13 protein-coding genes and 1 tRNA gene are annotated in these 17258 nt (G+C 68.0%); 10 read left to right on the top strand and 4 right to left on the bottom strand.

Annotated elements, in window-relative coordinates; all coding sequences use genetic code 11:
* Positions 1-40 precede the first annotated feature (40 nt).
* Complete coding sequence (locus KW843_RS11160; protein WP_218295177.1) at positions 41-1042, top strand: TRAP transporter substrate-binding protein; 1002 nt, start codon at positions 41-43, stop codon at positions 1040-1042.
* 104 nt (positions 1043-1146) lie between these two features.
* Complete coding sequence (locus tag KW843_RS11165; RefSeq protein WP_218295178.1) at positions 1147-1821, top strand: GntR family transcriptional regulator; 675 nt, start codon at positions 1147-1149, stop codon at positions 1819-1821.
* Positions 1822-1926: 105 nt separating this feature from the next.
* Here KW843_RS11165 and KW843_RS11170 read toward each other — a convergent pair whose 3' ends face one another.
* Complete coding sequence (locus tag KW843_RS11170) at positions 1927-3345, bottom strand: PLP-dependent aminotransferase family protein (protein ID WP_218295179.1); 1419 nt, start codon at positions 3343-3345, stop codon at positions 1927-1929.
* Between the two features lie 188 nt (positions 3346-3533).
* Here KW843_RS11170 and gabT point away from each other — a divergent pair, with 188 nt between their 5' ends.
* From gabT to KW843_RS11200, 6 genes are all read left to right on the top strand, one after another.
* On the top strand, positions 3534-4826 hold the full coding sequence (gene gabT, locus KW843_RS11175; protein WP_218295180.1) for a 4-aminobutyrate--2-oxoglutarate transaminase: 1293 nt from the start codon (positions 3534-3536) through the stop codon (positions 4824-4826).
* Between the two features lie 43 nt (positions 4827-4869).
* The gene (locus tag KW843_RS11180) at positions 4870-5970 is read left to right on the top strand and encodes an ABC transporter ATP-binding protein (RefSeq protein WP_218295181.1); all 1101 of its coding nucleotides are present in this window, start codon (positions 4870-4872) and stop codon (positions 5968-5970) included.
* A gap of 79 nt (positions 5971-6049) precedes the next feature.
* The gene (locus KW843_RS11185; protein ID WP_218295182.1) at positions 6050-7081 is read left to right on the top strand and encodes an ABC transporter substrate-binding protein; all 1032 of its coding nucleotides are present in this window, start codon (positions 6050-6052) and stop codon (positions 7079-7081) included.
* A gap of 34 nt (positions 7082-7115) precedes the next feature.
* A complete protein-coding gene (locus tag KW843_RS11190; protein ID WP_218295183.1) occupies positions 7116-8381 on the top strand; it encodes an ABC transporter permease in 1266 nt (421 codons plus the stop codon).
* 21 nt (positions 8382-8402) lie between these two features.
* Entirely contained in the window at positions 8403-9224 is an 822-nt protein-coding gene (locus KW843_RS11195) for an ABC transporter permease (RefSeq protein ID WP_218295184.1), read from the top strand.
* Between the two features lie 184 nt (positions 9225-9408).
* The gene (locus tag KW843_RS11200) at positions 9409-10899 is read left to right on the top strand and encodes an NAD-dependent succinate-semialdehyde dehydrogenase (protein ID WP_304505114.1); all 1491 of its coding nucleotides are present in this window, start codon (positions 9409-9411) and stop codon (positions 10897-10899) included.
* Between the two features lie 83 nt (positions 10900-10982).
* Here KW843_RS11200 and KW843_RS11205 read toward each other — a convergent pair whose 3' ends face one another.
* The gene (locus tag KW843_RS11205; RefSeq protein WP_218295185.1) at positions 10983-12209 is read right to left on the bottom strand and encodes a YeeE/YedE family protein; all 1227 of its coding nucleotides are present in this window, start codon (positions 12207-12209) and stop codon (positions 10983-10985) included.
* A gap of 174 nt (positions 12210-12383) precedes the next feature.
* Positions 12384-13349: a sulfurtransferase gene (locus KW843_RS11210; RefSeq protein ID WP_218295186.1), complete on the bottom strand. Its 966-nt coding sequence runs from the start codon at positions 13347-13349 to the stop codon at positions 12384-12386.
* A 166-nt stretch (positions 13350-13515) separates the two neighbouring features.
* On the opposite strand from KW843_RS11210, the gene KW843_RS11215 reads away from it, so the two are divergent.
* A tRNA-Gly gene (locus KW843_RS11215) sits at positions 13516-13589 on the top strand.
* A 101-nt stretch (positions 13590-13690) separates the two neighbouring features.
* Here the strand turns inward: KW843_RS11215 and KW843_RS11220 are convergent.
* Complete coding sequence (locus tag KW843_RS11220; protein ID WP_218295187.1) at positions 13691-14605, bottom strand: pseudouridine synthase; 915 nt, start codon at positions 14603-14605, stop codon at positions 13691-13693.
* 300 nt (positions 14606-14905) lie between these two features.
* Here KW843_RS11220 and KW843_RS11225 point away from each other — a divergent pair, with 300 nt between their 5' ends.
* Positions 14906-17245 carry an AsmA family protein gene (locus KW843_RS11225; RefSeq protein ID WP_255594667.1) on the top strand — a complete coding sequence of 780 codons (2340 nt, stop codon included), beginning with the start codon at positions 14906-14908 and terminating at the stop codon, positions 17243-17245.
* The last annotated feature ends 13 nt before the right edge of the window (positions 17246-17258 follow it).

A 17258-nucleotide genomic window follows, 5' to 3' on the forward strand; every position in this document is an offset into this window, starting at 1 on the left:
CCCTCTTCGCATTGCCTCGCACAACTTCCAGGAGTTCACCATGACCATTTCCCGCCGCCACTTCATCCAGTCCACCGCCGCGGCAGCCGCCGCAGCGGCCCCGCTGGGCTTTCCGTCCGTCGTGCTCGCCGCCGATGCCAAGGAATTCCGCCTGGGCCTGATCACCCCGGCGGGGCACTCATGGAACCGCGCCGCGCTGCAGTTCGGCGAAGCGCTGAAGAAAGAGACCGATGGCCGCCTGAGCGTGACCGTGTTCCACTCGGGCCAGCTGGGCAACGAGACGGCCATGATGCAGCAGCTGCAATCCGGCGCCCTGGACATGGGCTGGATCCAGGCCGCAGAGCTGGGCTCGCGGGTGGCGAGCGTGGCGGCCATCAACGCGCCCTACCTGGTGCGCTCGACCCCCGCGGTGGCCAAGCTGGTGCGCACCCCCGCCGCGCTGAAGCTGCTGGAGGTGCTGCCGCGCGAGACCGGCACCATCGGGCTGGGCTGGGGCATCACCGGCATGCGCGCGGTGTTCGCCACCAAGGACATCGCGGTGCCGACCGACCTCAAGGGCATGAAGCTGCGCATCAACCCCACCCCCGTGTACCGCGACTTCTACCAGTTGCTGGGCGCCGCCCCCACGCCCATTCCCACGCCCGCCGTGTTCGACGCCATGAGCAACGGCCAGGTGGATGGGCTGGAAGCCGACATCGAGTTCTCGTGGAACCAGCGCTTCGACAAGGTTTCCAAGACCCTGCTGCAGATGAACGCCCTCTTCATGCCCTTTGCCCCGCTGGTGTCGGGCCGCATCTGGCAGGGCCTGGATGCCAAGGACAAGGAGCTGATCCGCAAGCTGGTGGCCCAGACGCTGGACGCCCAGATCAACGACATCGTCACCACGGAAGCCGGCCTGATCGAGAAGTTCAAGGGCTCGGGCATCGCGTTCAAGAGCGCCTCCAGCTACAACCCCGACGGCATCATCCAGGAGTTCGACAAGCTGTGGCTGCCCAAGGCTCCTCAGATCGCCGAGCTGCGCAAGGCGGGCGCGGGCCTGTAGGAAGGGTGCGGGCGGGAGCGCTCCCCGTGCCACGGACCGCCAACAGGTTCTAAGATGCGGCACCGCGCCCCCGCGGCCAGGACAACGAACGCCATTCCCCCAGCATGAAACCGAGCAGCGCATCCCTCCCGCGAGACCCCGCCCCCAAACGGCGCGCGGCCGACGTGGCCTACGACGCCATCGAAGCCATGATCTCCACGCTGCAACTGCAGCCCGGCAGTCCGGTGGTCGAGGCCGAGATCGCCGAAAGCACCGGCCTGGGCCGCACCCCGGTGCGCGAGGCGCTGCTGCGCATGGTCTCCATCGGACTCATCGCGCAGCAGCCCCGGCGCGGGCTGCTGGTATCGCACATCGACCTGGCCGACCACCTGGACGTGATCCAGACACGCCGCGTGCTGGAACGCCTGGTTGCCTCGTGCGCGGCACGCCGCGCCACCGCGCCGCAGCGCCAGGCCATCGTGCGCTGCGCGGAAAAGATGGTGGACGCCGCCGCGCGCGGCCATCTGGACGACTACATGCTGGCCGACCACGAGCTGGACGTGGTGACGCACCAGGCCAGCCAGAACCACTCGGCCGTCAAATGCGTGTCGCCGCTCATCGTGCAGTGCCGCCGGTTCTGGTACGCCTACCAGCACGAGGGCGAGGTGTCCGAGGGCGCGCGCGCCCACATGCACCTGGCCCAGGGCATCGCCACGGGCGACGAAGCGAGGGCCGTGGCCGGTGCGGAGCAGCTCATGGACTACCTGGAGCGGTTCGCGCGGCGCATCATCGACCAGTAAGACAGGGCACAGAGCACCAATTTGCTATAAATAGGATAGCTTCCAGCGCTTTACCACTCTGCGCCCGGGGCCTGAAAGGCACTGAATCCAGCAGCCTGCCGCCAGCTACTCCGCCACCTGCTGCCCCAGCAGGATGCGCTGCTCCAGGAAGCGCCACATGCGCTCGTCCTGGCTGAACGACACGTTGAAGCGCAGCCAGCCCGTGGGGCGCGGCTCCACCAGGAACAACTGGCCCGGGCCGAGCATGATGCCCGCGCCCGTGGCCTCCTTCGACAGCTCCGCGCTGTCGGGCAGATCGGGGTGGCGGGCCCACAGGTACATGCCCGCCTCGGGCTCATGGAAGAGCTCGAAGCCCAGGTTCAGCAACCGCCGCCCCACCACGCCGTGCGCCTCGGCCAGGCGCTCGCGCAGGGACTTGAGGTGCTTGCGCCAGCGGCCATCCGTCACCACGCCGAAGGTGATGCGCTCGGTGATCTCGGACGATGTGAGCCCCGAGATCATCTTGAGCTGCACCAGCTCGTCCAGCAGGTCGCCCCGCGCCGCCACGAAGCCCGTGCGCAGGTTCGGCGAGATGGTCTTGGAGAAGCTGCCCAGGTAGATCACCCGGCGCAGCTGGTCCAGGCTGGCGAGCGAGGGGCGCACGCCGGTGTCCATATCGGCATAGATGTCGTTCTCGACCAGCATGAAACCATGCTGCTCGGCCAACTGCAGCAGGCGGTGCAGATGCGCCACCGAGGCCACCGAGCAGGTCGGGCTCTGCAGGCGCGGCTGCGTGAAGAACACCGTGGGCTTGTGCGCGGCCAGCAGGGCTTCCAGCGCGAGCAGGTCATAGCCCCCCGCGGTGCGCGGCACCCCTACCGGGTGCGCGCCCGCGAAGCGCAGCATGAACAGCAGGTTGGGATAGCCGGGGTCATCCACCAGCACCACATCGCCGGGTTTGACGAGGCGCCGCGCCACGAGGTCGAGCGCCTGGCTGGAGCCCTGCGTGAGCAGCACCTGGTCGGCGTCCACCGCCAGATGGTGCTCGGCCAGCGACTCGGCCACCACCATGCGCAGCGCCATGTGGCCATGCGGCAGGCCATAGCCGTCGAGCTCGGGGCCGTCGGAAGACAGCTGGCGCATGCTGCGGCGCACGGCATCGCCGAACAGCCAGTCGTGCGGCAGCCAGCCGCAACCCGGTTTCATGGGCAGGTTGCGGTTTTCAAAGATCTGCTTGAGGTACCAGCGTGCGTCAAAACGGGGCACCGGCCGCTCCTGAGGCCCGGCGCCGGGCACGGCGCCTTCTTCGCTGCGGCGCTTCACGAAGAAACCCGCATTGGCGCGCGACACCAGCCAGCCTTGCGCCACCAGGCGGTCGTAGGCCTCGACCACGGTGAACACGCTCACGCCATGTGCGGCGGCAAAGGCACGGATGGAGGGCAGTTTGCTGCCGGGCTTGAGCACCTGCCCGGCGATGAGACCCCGAAGACCATCGACGATCTGGCTGACCAGGGGAGTCTGGAGGTCGGGGCTGAGAGTGAGCATCAGGAGAGCCAAAAAGGGGGCGAATTGTGCACCGACTTGGCGCACACCAGATCAGGGATTGCCTGTACAGGATTCTAGACCTGCACAGTGCGCGCAAAACCGCACTCCGCTGTACATGGACGGTGCGCGGCGCGGCTTCCAGAATTCGCCCATTCCTTCATTCCGTGTTCACACCACCGCCCACCGCCATGCAGCAAGACCGCCACTTCACCAACGCCGCCCTCCTCGCCCGCCGCCATGCCGCCGTGGCCCGGGGCGTCGGCCAGGCCCACGACATCTTCGTCCAGAAGGCCCGCAACGCCGAACTGTGGGATGTGGAAGGCCGCCGCTTCATCGACTTCGCCGGCGGCATCGCCGTGCTCAACACCGGCCACCTGCACGCGGGTGTGATCGCCGCCGTGAAGGCGCAGCTCGACCTGTACACCCACACCTGCTTCCAGGTGGTGGCGTACGAGCCCTACGTGGAAGTGTGCGAGCGCCTGAACACCCTGGCCCCGGGTGCGTTTGCCAAGAAGAGCCTGCTGCTCACCACCGGCGCCGAGGCCGTGGAAAACGCCATCAAGATCGCCCGCGCCCACACCCGGCGCCCCGGCGTGATCGCCTTCACGGGCGGCTACCACGGCCGCACCAACCTCACGCTGGGCCTGACCGGCAAAGTGGTGCCGTACAAGACGGGGTTTGGCCCCTTCCCCGGCGAGGTGTACCACGCCCTCTTCCCCAACGCACTGCATGGCATCAGCGTGGAGCAGGCGCTGCACTCGGTGGAGCTGATCTTCAAGAACGACATCGAGCCCGAGCGTGTGGCGGCCTTCATTCTTGAGCCCGTGCAGGGCGAAGGCGGCTTCTACGTGGCGCCACCCGAATTCATCACCGGACTCAAGGCCCTGGCAGACCGCCATGGCATCCTGCTGATCGCCGACGAAGTGCAGACCGGCGCAGGCCGCACCGGCACCTGGTTTGCGTGCGAGCAGTGGCCCGTGGCGCCGGACCTCATCACCACCGCGAAATCGCTGGCGGGCGGCTTTCCGCTGTCGGGGGTGGTGGGCCGCGCCGACGTCATCGACGCCCCGGCGGCCGGTGGCCTGGGCGGCACCTACGCGGGCAGCCCCGTCGCCTGCGCCGCAGCGCTGGCCGTGATCGAAGCCTTTGAGAAAGAAAACCTGCTGGCCCGCAGCCAGGACATGGGCGCGCTGCTGGTCAGGGCGCTGAAAGGCATGGCCGCCAAAGTCCCCGCCATCGGCGATGTGCGCGGGCTGGGTGCCATGGTGGCGATCGAGCTGTTCGAAGACGGTGATGTCCACCGCCCCGACGCCGCGCTGACCAAGAAAGTCGTCGCCGAGGCCGCCCAGCGCGGGCTCATCCTGCTGTCGTGCGGCACATATGGCAACGTGATCCGCATCCTGGTGCCGCTGACCGCCTCCAACGAGCTGCTCGACGAGGGCCTGGCCATCCTGGCCGACAGCTTTGCCGCGCTGGGCTGACATGCGGCCCGGCCTTCATTCTGCTTACAAGGTGCCCCCAACCATGAACCCATCGGCAGAGCCCCTGGTCCGCTTCAGCGGCGTGCAAAAGACGTACGACGGAGAACAACTGGTGGTGCGCGCGCTGGACCTGGACATCCAGCGCGGCGAGTTCCTGAGCCTGCTGGGGCCCTCGGGCTCGGGCAAGACCACCACGCTGATGATGCTGGCGGGGTTTGAGTCCCCCACCGCGGGCGACATCCTGCTCGATGGCAAGCAGATCACCGGCACGCCGCCCCACAAGCGCAACTTCGGCATGGTGTTCCAGAACTACGCGCTGTTCCCGCACCTCACCGTGGGGCAGAACGTGGCCTACCCGCTCACCGTGCGCAAGGTGCCCAGGGCCGAGCAGGCCGACCGCGTGAAGAAGGCCCTGGACATGGTGCGCCTGACCGGCATGGCCGACCGCCTGCCCGCGCGTCTGTCAGGGGGGCAGCAGCAACGCGTGGCCCTGGCCCGCGCCCTGGTGTTCAACCCCCAGCTCGTGCTGATGGATGAGCCGTTGGGCGCGCTGGACAAGCAGCTGCGCGAACACATGCAGATCGAGCTGAAGGAGCTGCACCGCCAGCTGGGCGTGACCTTCGTGTACGTGACCCACGACCAGGGCGAGGCGCTGACCATGAGCGACCGCGTGGCCGTGTTCAACGAAGGCGTCATCCAGCAGTTGGCCAGCGTGGAGGCGCTGTATGAAACCCCCGCCAACCGCTTCGTGGCCGGTTTCGTGGGCGACAGCACGGTGCTCACCGGCACCCTGCAGGGCGCGGGCGCCGAGACGGCCATCCAGCTACCGGGCGGCCACCTGCTGCCCGGTGTCAACGTGAACCAGACCGCCCGGGGCGCCCCCGTGCAGGCCTGCGTGCGGCCCGAGCGCATCGTGCTGCACCCGCACTCGCACTACCCCAGGGGCTCGGCCGTCCCGGCGACCGTGGCGCGCACCATTTACTACGGCGACCACCAGCGCCTGATGTGCGACCTGGGCCACGGCCAGGAGCAGGCCGTGGTGAAACTGCCCCTGAACCCCACCGGCACGGGCATGCATCCGCAGCCGGGCGATGCCGTGCTGCTGGAGTTTCCACCGGCCTCCACGCGCATCTATGCCGTTTGAGCACTGTCCCCGCCACACCCCGTTTCCGAGCCCTGTCCCCGAGTCCCCGTTCCTCCACAACCCAAGGAAAAACTGCACCATGAAAAAAAGCCTCATCGCCTGCGCCTCCCTGGCCGCCTGCCTGGCACTGCCCAGCTTCGCGCAGCAGCAACTCACCGTCGTGAACTTCGGTGGCGCCAACGCCAACGCGCAGAAAAAGGCGTTCTATGAGCCCTACGAAAAGCTGGGCCACAAGATCGTGGCCGTGGAATACAACGGCGAGCAGGCCAAGGTCAAGGCCATGGTCGAGGCCAGGAAGGTGACCTGGGACGTGGTGGAGCTGGAATCGCCAGACGCCGCACGCGGCTGCGACGAGGGCCTGTATGAAAAGCTCGACTACAGCAAGATCGTGAGCAAGGCCGACCTGCTGCCCGCCGCCGTGTCCGACTGCGCCGTGGGCATCTTCGTGTGGTCCACCGTCATGGCCTACAACGGCGACAGGCTCAAGACCGCCCCCACCAGCTGGGCCGACTTCTGGGACACCAGGAAGATCCCCGGCAAGCGCGGCATGCGCAAGGGCGCGCGCTACAACCTCGAATTCGCGCTGATGGCCGATGGCGTGAAGCCCGCCGACGTGTACAAGGTGCTGGCCACCAAGGACGGCGCCGACCGCGCCTTCAAGAAGCTGACCGAACTCAAGCCCCACATCCAATGGTGGGAAGCCGGTGCCCAGGCACCGCAGTTCCTCGTGGCGGGCGACGTGGTGCTGACCACCGTGTTCAACGGCCGCATCGACGCGGCCAACCGCGAGGGCCGCAACCTCAAGATCTACTGGCCCGGCGGCATCTATGACCTGGATTACTGGGCCATCCCCAAGGGCACGCCGAACAAGGACGCTGCGGTCAAGTTCATTGCCCACACCCTGCAGACCACCAGCCAGGCCGCCTACGCGCAGAACATCGCCTACGGCCCGGCCAACACCACGGCCCTCGCCAAGCTGGACAGGAAGGTGCTGGACGACCTGCCCACATCGGCCGCCAACGCCAAGGAAGCCATCCAGTTCGGCGTGAGCTTCTGGGCCGACCAGGGCGAAGCGCTGGAGAAACGCTTCGCCGCCTGGGCCACCCAGTAAGTCAGTAACCCGCACCCTCGGAGCGCAAGACACCATGCAAGCCTCTTCTGCCATCGCCCCCGCCGCGCTTGCGCTGGACGCCCACGCACCCGGCGCACTGCGCAAGGCGCTGTCGCGTGCCGAAGCGCGGCGCAAATGGCGGGCCTTTGCCCTGACCCTGCCCTTGCTGGTGTTCTTGCTGCTCACGCTGCTCGTCCCCATTGCCGCGCTGCTGCAGCGCGGGGTGGAGAACCCCGAGGTGGCCAACACGCTGCCCGCCACCATCGAGGCCTTGCATGGCTGGGACCGCCATGAGGCACCGGGCCCCGCTGCCTACGCCGCGCTCATGAAGGACCTGGCGCGCCTGCCCGACAGCTCTGACGCTGGCGCGCTGGCGCGCAGGCTGAACTCGGAAGTGCCCGGCGCGCGCTCGATGGTGATGGGCGCCTTCCGCGCCCTGCCCATGCAGGGCACACCCGAATCCATCCGCGACCAGCTGCTCGGCAAGGATGCGCGCTGGGGCGAAGCACCTTTCTGGCGCGCCATCGCCAAGAACGGCGCGCGCTGGACGCCCGACTACCTGCTCGCCTCGGTGGACCTGCAGCGCGATGCGCTGGGCCAGGTCGAACGCATGCCCGAGGAGCAGCGCGCGTTTGGCGGCATTTTGCTGCGCACCTTTCACATCAGCTTTGTGGTGACGCTGTTCTGCCTGCTGCTGGGCTACCCGCTGGCCTGGTGGCTGGCCTCGCTGCCCGCGCGCCAGGCCAACGTGCTGATGATCCTGGTGCTGGTGCCGTTCTGGACCTCGATCCTGGTGCGGGTGGCCGCCTGGATCGTGCTGCTGCAGTCCGAAGGCCTGGTCAATCGCGGTTTGATGGGCCTGGGCCTCATCGAGCAGCCACTGGCGCTGCTGTTCAACCGCACGGGCGTGGTGATTGCGATGGTGCACATCCTGCTGCCGTTCATGGTGCTGCCGCTGTACAGCGTGATGAAAAGCGTGCCCCCCACCTACCTGCGCGCGGCGGTGTCGCTGGGCAGCTCGCCCATCGCCGCGTTCTTTCGCGTGTATGTGCCGCAAACCTACCCGGGTGTGGGCGCGGGTGCGCTGCTGGTGTTCATCCTGGCCATCGGCTACTACGTCACCCCCGCGCTGCTGGGCGGCGCCGACGACCAGATGCTGAGCTACTACATCGCCCGCTACACCAACGTGGAAGTGAACTGGGGCATGGCCTGTGCGCTGGGCGCCCTGCTGCTGGCCGCCACGCTGCTGCTGTACGGCGTGTACCGCCGCATTGGCAAGGCAGAACTGAGCCTGGGCTAAACACTTCTGAAGACCCTCACCATGCGCCATTTTCTCCCCCAATTCCCCCTGTACGCCACCTGGGCCGACAAGCTCGGCTGGTGGGCCGTGCGCGCCCTGTGCGTGGCCGTGCTGGTGTTTCTGCTGGCCCCCATCCTGGTGATGGTGCCGTTGTCGTTCTCCGAGAGTTCGTTCCTGGCCTACCCCATCCACGGCTGGTCGCTCAAGTGGTACCGCCACCTGTTCGATTCGCCCGAGTGGGCCCGCGCCACGCGCAACAGCTTCATCGTGGCGCCCGCGGCCACGCTGATCGCCACGGCCCTGGGCACCCTGGCGGCGGTGGGGCTGTCACGGGCGGATTTCCGCTTCAAGGGCCTGCTCATGGGCATCCTGATCGCGCCCATGGTGGTGCCCATCATCGTGGTGGGCGTGGGCACCTACCTGTACTTCGCGCCGCTGGGCCTGGCGGACAGCTATGCCGGCCTGATCATCGTGCACGCGGCGCTGGGGGCGCCGTTCGTGCTGACCACCGTGCTGGCCACGCTCGCGGGCTTCAACCACAACCTGGTGCGCGCGTCGCTGAGCCTGGGGGAAACGCCTTTCAACACCTTCTTTCGCGTCACGCTGCCGGTGATCGCGCCGGGGGTGATCTCGGGGGCGCTGTTCGCGTTCGCCACGTCGTTCGACGAAGTGGTGGTCACGCTCTTTCTGGCCGGCGCCGACCAGTCCACGCTGCCACGCCAGATGTTCAACGGCATCCGCGAGAACATCTCGCCCACCATCGCCGCCGTGGCCACGCTGCTCATCCTCTTCACCACCAGCCTGCTCCTGGCGCTGGAGTGGCTGCGCACGCGCAGGGGCTGAGCCACGGTGAAAACGGCCTGAATCCCTGCCTTCCTGAAAAACTGAAACACTGGCGACAGTGGGCCATTTCACCCGTGATAGCCTGCCCGCTGCGCCAATTTCAGGCCCCCGCCGCCCTGCCCGCCTTTGCCGGCGGCGAGCCCTTGCCTACCGCTCATCAACCCACTGCATCTGGAGAAATCTCATGGACATGAAGACCTCGCCCCTCGCCTTGCTCAACGACCCCAGCCTGCTCAAGACCGACGGCCTCATCAACGGCCGGTGGGTGGCGGGCGGCAGCCGCTTCGACGTGAACGACCCGGCCACCGGCCTCAAGCTGGCCGACGTGGCCAACCTGGGCCCCGCCGATGCCGAAGCCGCGATTGCCGCCGCCAATGCCGCCTGGGGCCCCTGGAAGATCAAGACCGCCAAGGAACGCAGCATCATCCTGCGCAAGTGGTTCGACCTGCTGATGGCCAACCAGGACGACCTGGGCCGCATCATGACCGCCGAACAAGGCAAGCCGCTGGCCGAAGCCAAGGGCGAGGTCGCCTATGGCGCCAGCTTTGTGGAATGGTTCGCCGAAGAGGCCAAGCGCGTGAACGGCGAGGTGCTGCCGCAGTTCGACAACAGCCGCCGCCTGATGGTGCTCAAGCAGCCCATCGGCGTGTGCGCCGCGATCACGCCCTGGAACTTTCCGCTGGCCATGATCACGCGCAAGGTGGCGCCCGCCCTGGCCGCCGGCTGCCCCGTGGTCATCAAGCCCGCCGAGCTCACGCCGCTCACGGCCCTGGCCGCCGCCGAGCTGGCCCTGCGTGCGGGCATCCCGGCTGGCGTGTTCAACATCCTGCCCGCCGACAGCGACAACTCGATCGCCATCGGCAAGGTGCTGTGCGCGAGCGACGTGGTGCGCCACATCAGCTTCACCGGCAGCACCGAGGTGGGCCGCATCCTGATGGCGCAGTCGGCCCCCACGGTCAAGAAGATGTCGCTGGAACTGGGCGGCAACGCGCCCTTCCTGGTGTTCGACGATGCGGACATCGACAGCGCCGTGGAAGGCGCGTTCGCCAGCAAGTACCGCAACGCGGGCCAGACCTGCGTGTGCACCAACCGCTTCTACGTGCAGGAAGGCGTGTACGACGAGTTCGTGGCCAAGTTCGCCGCCAAGGTCAAGACAGCCAAGGTGGGCAACGGCTTCGAGGCCGGCGTGAACCAGGGCCCGCTGATCGAGGAAGCCGCGCTGGCCAAGGTGCAGCGCCACGTGGACGATGCCATTGCCAAGGGCGGCCAGGTGGTGGCCGGTGGCCAGCGCCTCACCAGCCTGGGCTCGGGCCAGTTCTTCGAGCCCACGGTGGTGGCCAACGCCACGGCCGACATGCTGTGCGCACGCGAGGAAACCTTTGGCCCCTTTGCTCCGGTCTTCAAGTTCAAGACCGAGCAGGAGGCCATCGACGCGGCCAACCACACCGAGTTCGGCCTGGCCAGCTACTTCTACAGCCGCGACGTGGGCCGCATCTTCCGTGTGACCGAGGCGCTGGAATACGGCATGGTCGGCGCCAACGTGGGCATTCTGGCCACCGAGCACGTGCCCTTTGGCGGTGTCAAGCAGTCGGGCCTGGGCCGCGAAGGCTCGCACCACGGCATGGACGACTATGTGGAGATCAAGTACCTGTGCCTGGGCGATATCCAGAAGTGACCGGCCCCGGGCCGGGTACCTTTTTGATATGTTTTTGATAGCTGCCCGCGCTTTCTGGATAAGCGCTGGCGGCCAAAAATGCACTAATTCGCCCCCCATCCCTGGCGCCACGGGGCGGCCTTCGCGCGCAGGCCCGCCCACACCGCGAAGAACACCGCCGCCCCAAATACCCAGCCTGACAGCGCTCCGGCCATGCCGCCCGACAGCAGCGTGCCCATGGTGCAGCCCAGCCCCGTCATCGCGCCCCAGCCCAGCAACACGCCGCCCGACAGCCCCCGCGCGGCATCGCGCCAGGTGGGCCAGCGGGGGACCAGCTGGCGGCTGGCCAGCGCCGCGACAAAGGACCCCGCCACCAGCCCTGCCAGCAGCAAGGCATTGGGCGTGAGCCAGGTGGCTTGCGGCAAGGTGGCGCAGCCCGCGAAGCCGTCGAGCCCGTCGAGCCGCTCGGGAATCCACCCCTGCCCTTGCGCCCACTGGCGCGCCGCGCTGCCCAGCGTGGCCGTCACGCCCAGGGGCCGCATGCGCACGATGGCAAACGTGCCGATCAGCCCCACGGCCAGGCCCCCAACCCAGTAGTGCCAGCGCCCGGTCCACAGGTTGCGCCACACGGTGCCCAGGCCGGGCACGGGCTTCATCACCCCGGGTGCATCGCCCGCCGCGCCCTCCTGCGCAAAGCCACGCCACAGCCAGGCGCCCACCAGCGCCAGAGCGCCCCATTGCACCAGCAGCGCGCCCCCATACCCCAGGTGCGCGGGCAGCCACACCACGGGCGCATCGGCCACGCTCCAGCTGTACAGCGCATTCCAGGTCCTGAAGCCCGCGATGAAACCCAGCGCGGAGCCCAGCAGCGCGAAGGGCGACACCGCCGAGCCCTCGGCGAGCCGGTACCAGTGCGCGCTGATGCAGGAGCCCGAGACCACCATCCCCGCGCCAAACGAAAGCCCCGCCGCCACCAGCACCCAGCTCACCGGGCCGATGTGCATGTCCGGCGGCAGCTTGCCCGGCTGCGGCACGGGCAGCCAGCCGCCCAGCACCACGGTATGGCCCAACACACCCACGGCCAGCGCCAGCACGATGGCCAGCAGCCCGCGCGGGTTGCGGTCTTCGAACCAGTCGCGCGCGTGGCAGTAAAAACAAAAGCGCGAACGCTGCAGCACGACGCCAAGCACCGCGCCACAGGCCAGCGCAAACACCAGCGTGCGCCCGCCCGCCTGGCCCTGCAGCCACGGGACGGCCGCCAGCAGGGCGGCCAGCAGCGCCAGCGCGATATAGGAGGAAGTGGCTGGAACAGTGCGCAATGGAAGGCTCATGGGTCGTCGATGGTTCGCTGTGTGGCCCGCGCGGCCATCGCGGGCACCGAGAAAAAAAGCCCGCACGAAGCGGGCTGTAAAGGAGACCCCTACCAAAAAATCGTGGCCTTTCGCCGTCTCCCGATCGCCGCTTCATTCACCCCCTCAATCGCGGGCGTGGCACGGCCCGCGGGCTCATTTGGCCGCCCAGACGGTGCCCGCCGGATTCGTGATGGGAACGCCCACCGAGTTGCCATATTCCGTCCAGGAGCCGTCGTAGTTCTTCACGCTGTAGCCGAGGATCCTGGACAGCGCGAACCAGGTGTGGCTGGAGCGCTCGCCGATGCGGCAGTAGGTGATGATGGGCCGGCTGCCGTCCACGCCCGCGCTGGCATAGAGCTTCCTGAGCTCGTCGGCGGACTTGAAGGTACCGTCCTCCCTCACCGCCTGCCCCCATGGCACGTTGGCCGCGCCTGGAATGTGGCCCGCGCGGATGCTGAGCTCCGGCACACCGGCAGGCGCGAAGATCTTGCCGGTGTATTCATCCGCCGAGCGGATATCCACCAGCTTCGCATTGCTCTTGCCCTCGGCGGCGGCCAGCGCGTCCGCCAGGCGTGCGCGCAGCTGGGTATTGACCTGGCCCACCCTGTAGCTGCTGGCGGCGAACTCGGGCACGCGGTTGTTCAGGGGCAGGTTCTCGGCCTCCCACTTCTTGCGCCCGCCGTCGAGCAGCTTGACGTTCTTCACGCCGTAGATGTCGAACACCCAGGCCCCCCAGGCCGCAAACCAGTTGTTGGTGTCGCCATACAGCACCACCGTGGTCTCGGGCGACACGCCAGCCCTGGACAGCAGCGCCTCGAAGCCTTCCTTGCCCACGATGTCGCGCCGCACGCGGTCGTTGAGGTCCTGATGCCACGAGAAATTGACCGCCCCAGGCACATGGCCCCGCTCGTACAGGCCCGGGTTCACGCTCACCTCGACGATGCGCACCTGCTGGTTGTCGAGGTTCTGCGCGAGCCATTCGGTGGTCACCAGGGGGCCAGCGGGAATGGGAGTGGCGGCCCACAGCGCTTTGCAAAAGAGCACCGTGCTTCCTGCCACGCAGGCGCGAAGCCAGGCACGCCAGCCTGGTGGCATTGAGGGATTGCGTTGCATTGTCATTCGCGTCCTTTCGGTGAAGAGCCTGCGCCGCGCTGCAGGTGAAAGGAATTTAGAGCCCGCAGTGCATCAGACCAACCAACAAGATCGGCTATGCATATGCGTTTTGCGCGTTTGCACCAGGCGCCCGTCGGGGACCGGGCGGATGCTGCCTATAATTGCAGGCTTCGCGGGTGTAGTTCAATGGTAGAACGGCAGCTTCCCAAGCTTCATACGAGGGTTCGATTCCCTTCACCCGCTCCAGATTCTGAAACCTGCCCTGCATTGCTGCATGGCAGGTTTTTTTATTTGCGTCACCCGCAAGCCCTGCTGTACCTTGGCGGCGTCTCTTTAAAACCCAGCCCTCAGGGCAGGCCCAGCCGCTGCCCGCTCTCGAACACCCGCCGCGCACCCGACAGCGGGTCCACGAACTCCAGCGAGCGCGCCAGAAGCTGCAGCGGCCGTGAATAGTCGCCCTCGGGCGGATCGTTCACGACCGGGTAGAACGGGTCGTTGCGCAGCGGCAGCCCCAGGGCCGCCATGTGCACCCGCAGCTGGTGGCGCTTGCCCGTGACCGGCGACAGGCGGTAGCGCGCCCACCCGCTCGCGCCTGCCACGTCCAGCACCTCGATGCGCGTGTGGCTGTTGGGCTCGCCAGGGACTTCCTGCATGCGAAAGAACTGCGGGCTTTCCTCCAGCCGGCTGATGTGCTCCCGCGGAAAGGCGATATCCGCGCGCCAGGGGGCGATCGCGTCGTAGTGCTTGGTGATCTGGCGGTCGCGGAACAGCGCCTGGTAGGCCCCGCGCGTGCGCTGGTGCACCGACAGCAGCACCAGGCCCGCGGTGTCCCGGTCGATGCGGTGCAGGGGCGAAAGCTCCGGCAGGCCCAGCTGGCGCTTGAGCCGCACGAGCAGCGTGTTGTGAAGGTAGCGGCCGGACGGTGTCACGGGCATGAAATGCGGCTTGTCGGCCACTACCAGGTGCTCGTCCTGGTAAAGCACCGTTTCCGTGAAGGGCAGCGCGGGCTCCGCGGGCAGGCTGCGGTAGTAGTACAGCCTGAGGCCGCCTTCAAACGGGCGAGCGGGCGCCACGGGGTCGCCGCGCTCATCCACCACATCGCCCGCCTGCATGCGCCGCAGCCACTCCTCACGGGCCACCGCCGGGAGCCGCCGCGCCAGGAAGTCGAGCATGCTGCCCTGCCCCTGGCTGGGCAGCACCACGCAGCTGGGCCCCACGCCATCGCGCACGGCAGGGGCATGGGTATGGCGGGGGTTGTGCATGGTGGGCACATTTTATGAACCCTCTCCTTCGATGCCGCACAACCCGTCTGCACCCGAGAAGGCAGCCCCCTTGACCTTGCGCGGACCCGCCGGGGCCCACGGGCATGCGGGGTTCTTGCCCCTGTAGGACAAGGGCGGCAGTTGCGCCCGTGCTGCTGCGATACGCGCCGATGCGGGCTAGCATGAACGCCAAAAGGCCCCGTGGACGCGCACACCGCTCCCCCTGGGCCGGATGCGCTTACCGCTGAAAACACGCCCAACAGTCCCACTCCACACCCACGCTGCCCGCCGACTGACTTCATGCCATCCACACCTGCCGCGCCTTCCACCGACATGCCTAGCCCCGCCGTGGCCCAGGCCCGCCAGCGGCCTGCACCCGGCATCGGGAGGCGCCTTGTGGTGTGGACCTTGTGGGCCGTCGGGCTGGTGGCGATGGTGCTGGTGCTGCTGGGGGTCCTGCTCGCCTGGATCGACTGGAACCGCGCGAAGCCCTGGGTCAATGAAAAAGTGAGCGAAGCCACGGGCCGGCATTTTGCGATCGAAGGTGACTTGTCCGCGCAATGGCGCTGGCCCCAGCCCCTGGAAGAAGGGTGGCAGCGCTGGGTGCCGGGCGTCACGGTGAAGGCCGAACGCCTGGTCATGGACAACCCCTCCGGATTCACGCCCCCCTTCCAGCGTGCCAATGGCAAAGCGGTTTCAAAAGGCGCAGCCGGCCCGGCCGAGACGGCCGGCAAGACCGACGGCAGCCCAGCCACCATGGCCCGCATCGGCAGCGCGACCGCCACCGTGCGCCTGCTGCCCCTGCTGGGGCGGCATCTTTCCATCGACACCGTGGCGCTCACCGGCCCCCAGGTGGCGCTGGCCCGCACGGCCAGCGGTGCGAGCAACTGGACCTTCGAGCGCAAGGACGGGCCCAGGAGCGGATGGAGCTTCGACGTGGACCGGCTGGTGGTCCACCAGGGCGTCCTGGCCTATGCCGACGGCATGAAGGACCTGGACCTGCAGGCCCGCATTGACACCACCGAGCCGGTGCTCCCCGGCGGGCCGGCGGCCACGCCATCCGGCACCTCCGCCGCCGCATCGACCCCGGCGCAGCCCGCGCTGGCGCGGACATCCTCATCCGCGAGCGCCGCTGCCTCCGGGGCCGATGCGGCGGCGGGGCCGGTGCCCTATGGCCTGCGCTTCGAACTGCAGGGCCGGTATGCCAAGGCCCAGGTCAGGGGTCAGGGGCGAGCGGGCCAGGTCATCAGCCTGCGCAACAAGGTGGTGAACTACCCCCTTCAGATCGACGCCAGCGCCGGCAGCGTGTCGCTGTCGGCGCAAGGAATTCTGGCCAACCCTGGCGCATTGTCCGGCCTGGACTTCCAGGTCCGGCTCAAGGGCGGCAGCATGGCCGACCTGTACGACCTGACCGGGCTGGTGCTGCCCAACACCCCGCCCTTCGAGACCACCGGCCGGCTGACCGGGAGCCTGGAGCCCGAACGGGCGGTCTGGGAATACAACGGCTTCCGAGGCAAGGTGGGCCAGAGCGATCTTCAGGGGTCGCTCAAGTACACGTCGGGCAAGCCGCGCCCACGGCTCACCGGGACGATGGCGTCCAACCAGTTGCGCCTGGCGGACCTGGGGCCGACCATCGGGACCACCAAGTCCGACAACACGCACCGTGGCCGCGACCAGCGTGGCAAGGTGCTGCCGGACTCCAAGTTCGCGGCCGAGCGCTGGAATGCCATGGACATGGACATCGTGTTCAAGGGCCGCCACATCATCCGCCCCGAGAGCCTGCCGCTGGAAGACCTGAGCGTGCGGGCCGTGATGGAAAACGCGCAGCTCAAGCTCGCGCCCCTCACGTTTGGCGTGGCGCAGGGCAAGATCGAATCGCAGGTGAGCATCGACGGGCGCGCCGCGCCCTTGAAGGCGCAGATACGCGGCACCGTGCAGGGCTTGCAGCTTTCGGCGCTGTTCCCCAAGGTACAGCTCATGCAGAAGAGTTTTGGCCACATGGACGGCGCCATCGCACTGGAGAGCCGCGGCAACAGCCTGGCCGGACTGCTGGGCCAGGGCACGGGCGAGATGCGCCTGTACGTGCGGGACGGCACGCTGAGCAAGCAGATGCTGGACCTGGCCGCGCTGAACGTGGGCAGCATCATCGTGGGCAAGCTCTTTGGTGAAAACAAGGAAGTGCACCTGCGCTGCGCGGTGGCCGATTTCACGGTGGTGGACGGCCTGGCGACCACGCGCGTGGTGAAGATGAGCACCGAAGACGCGATCGTCGAGGCCACCGGCACCATCGACCTGGGCACCGAGGAGATGAACCTGCGCATCAAGCCCGAGTCGCTGCAATGGAAGTTCTTCTCGCTGCGCTCGCCCTTGTACGTGAAAGGCACGTTCGGCGACCCGAAGGTCGGCGTGGAAGCCGGCCCGCTGCTGCTGCGCGCGGGCGCGGCGGTGGTGGCAGCGGCCGTGGCTCCCGCCGCGTTGGCGCTGGTGCCCATCACCGTGCCCGCGGCCGACGACGACACGCATTGCAAGCCCCTGCTGGATCTCGCCAGGGAACCCGTCCGGCCAGGCGCCCAGGGGGCCGCGGGCACCGCCTCGCAACCTGCGCGGCAGGCCGCCAGCAAAGCATCGCCCGCGCGCTGACCTGACCGGACGG

Origin of the sequence: Acidovorax sp. sif1233, from assembly GCF_019218755.1 — a bacterium.
In the GTDB taxonomy this organism is placed as follows: Bacteria; Pseudomonadota; Gammaproteobacteria; order Burkholderiales; family Burkholderiaceae_C; genus Acidovorax.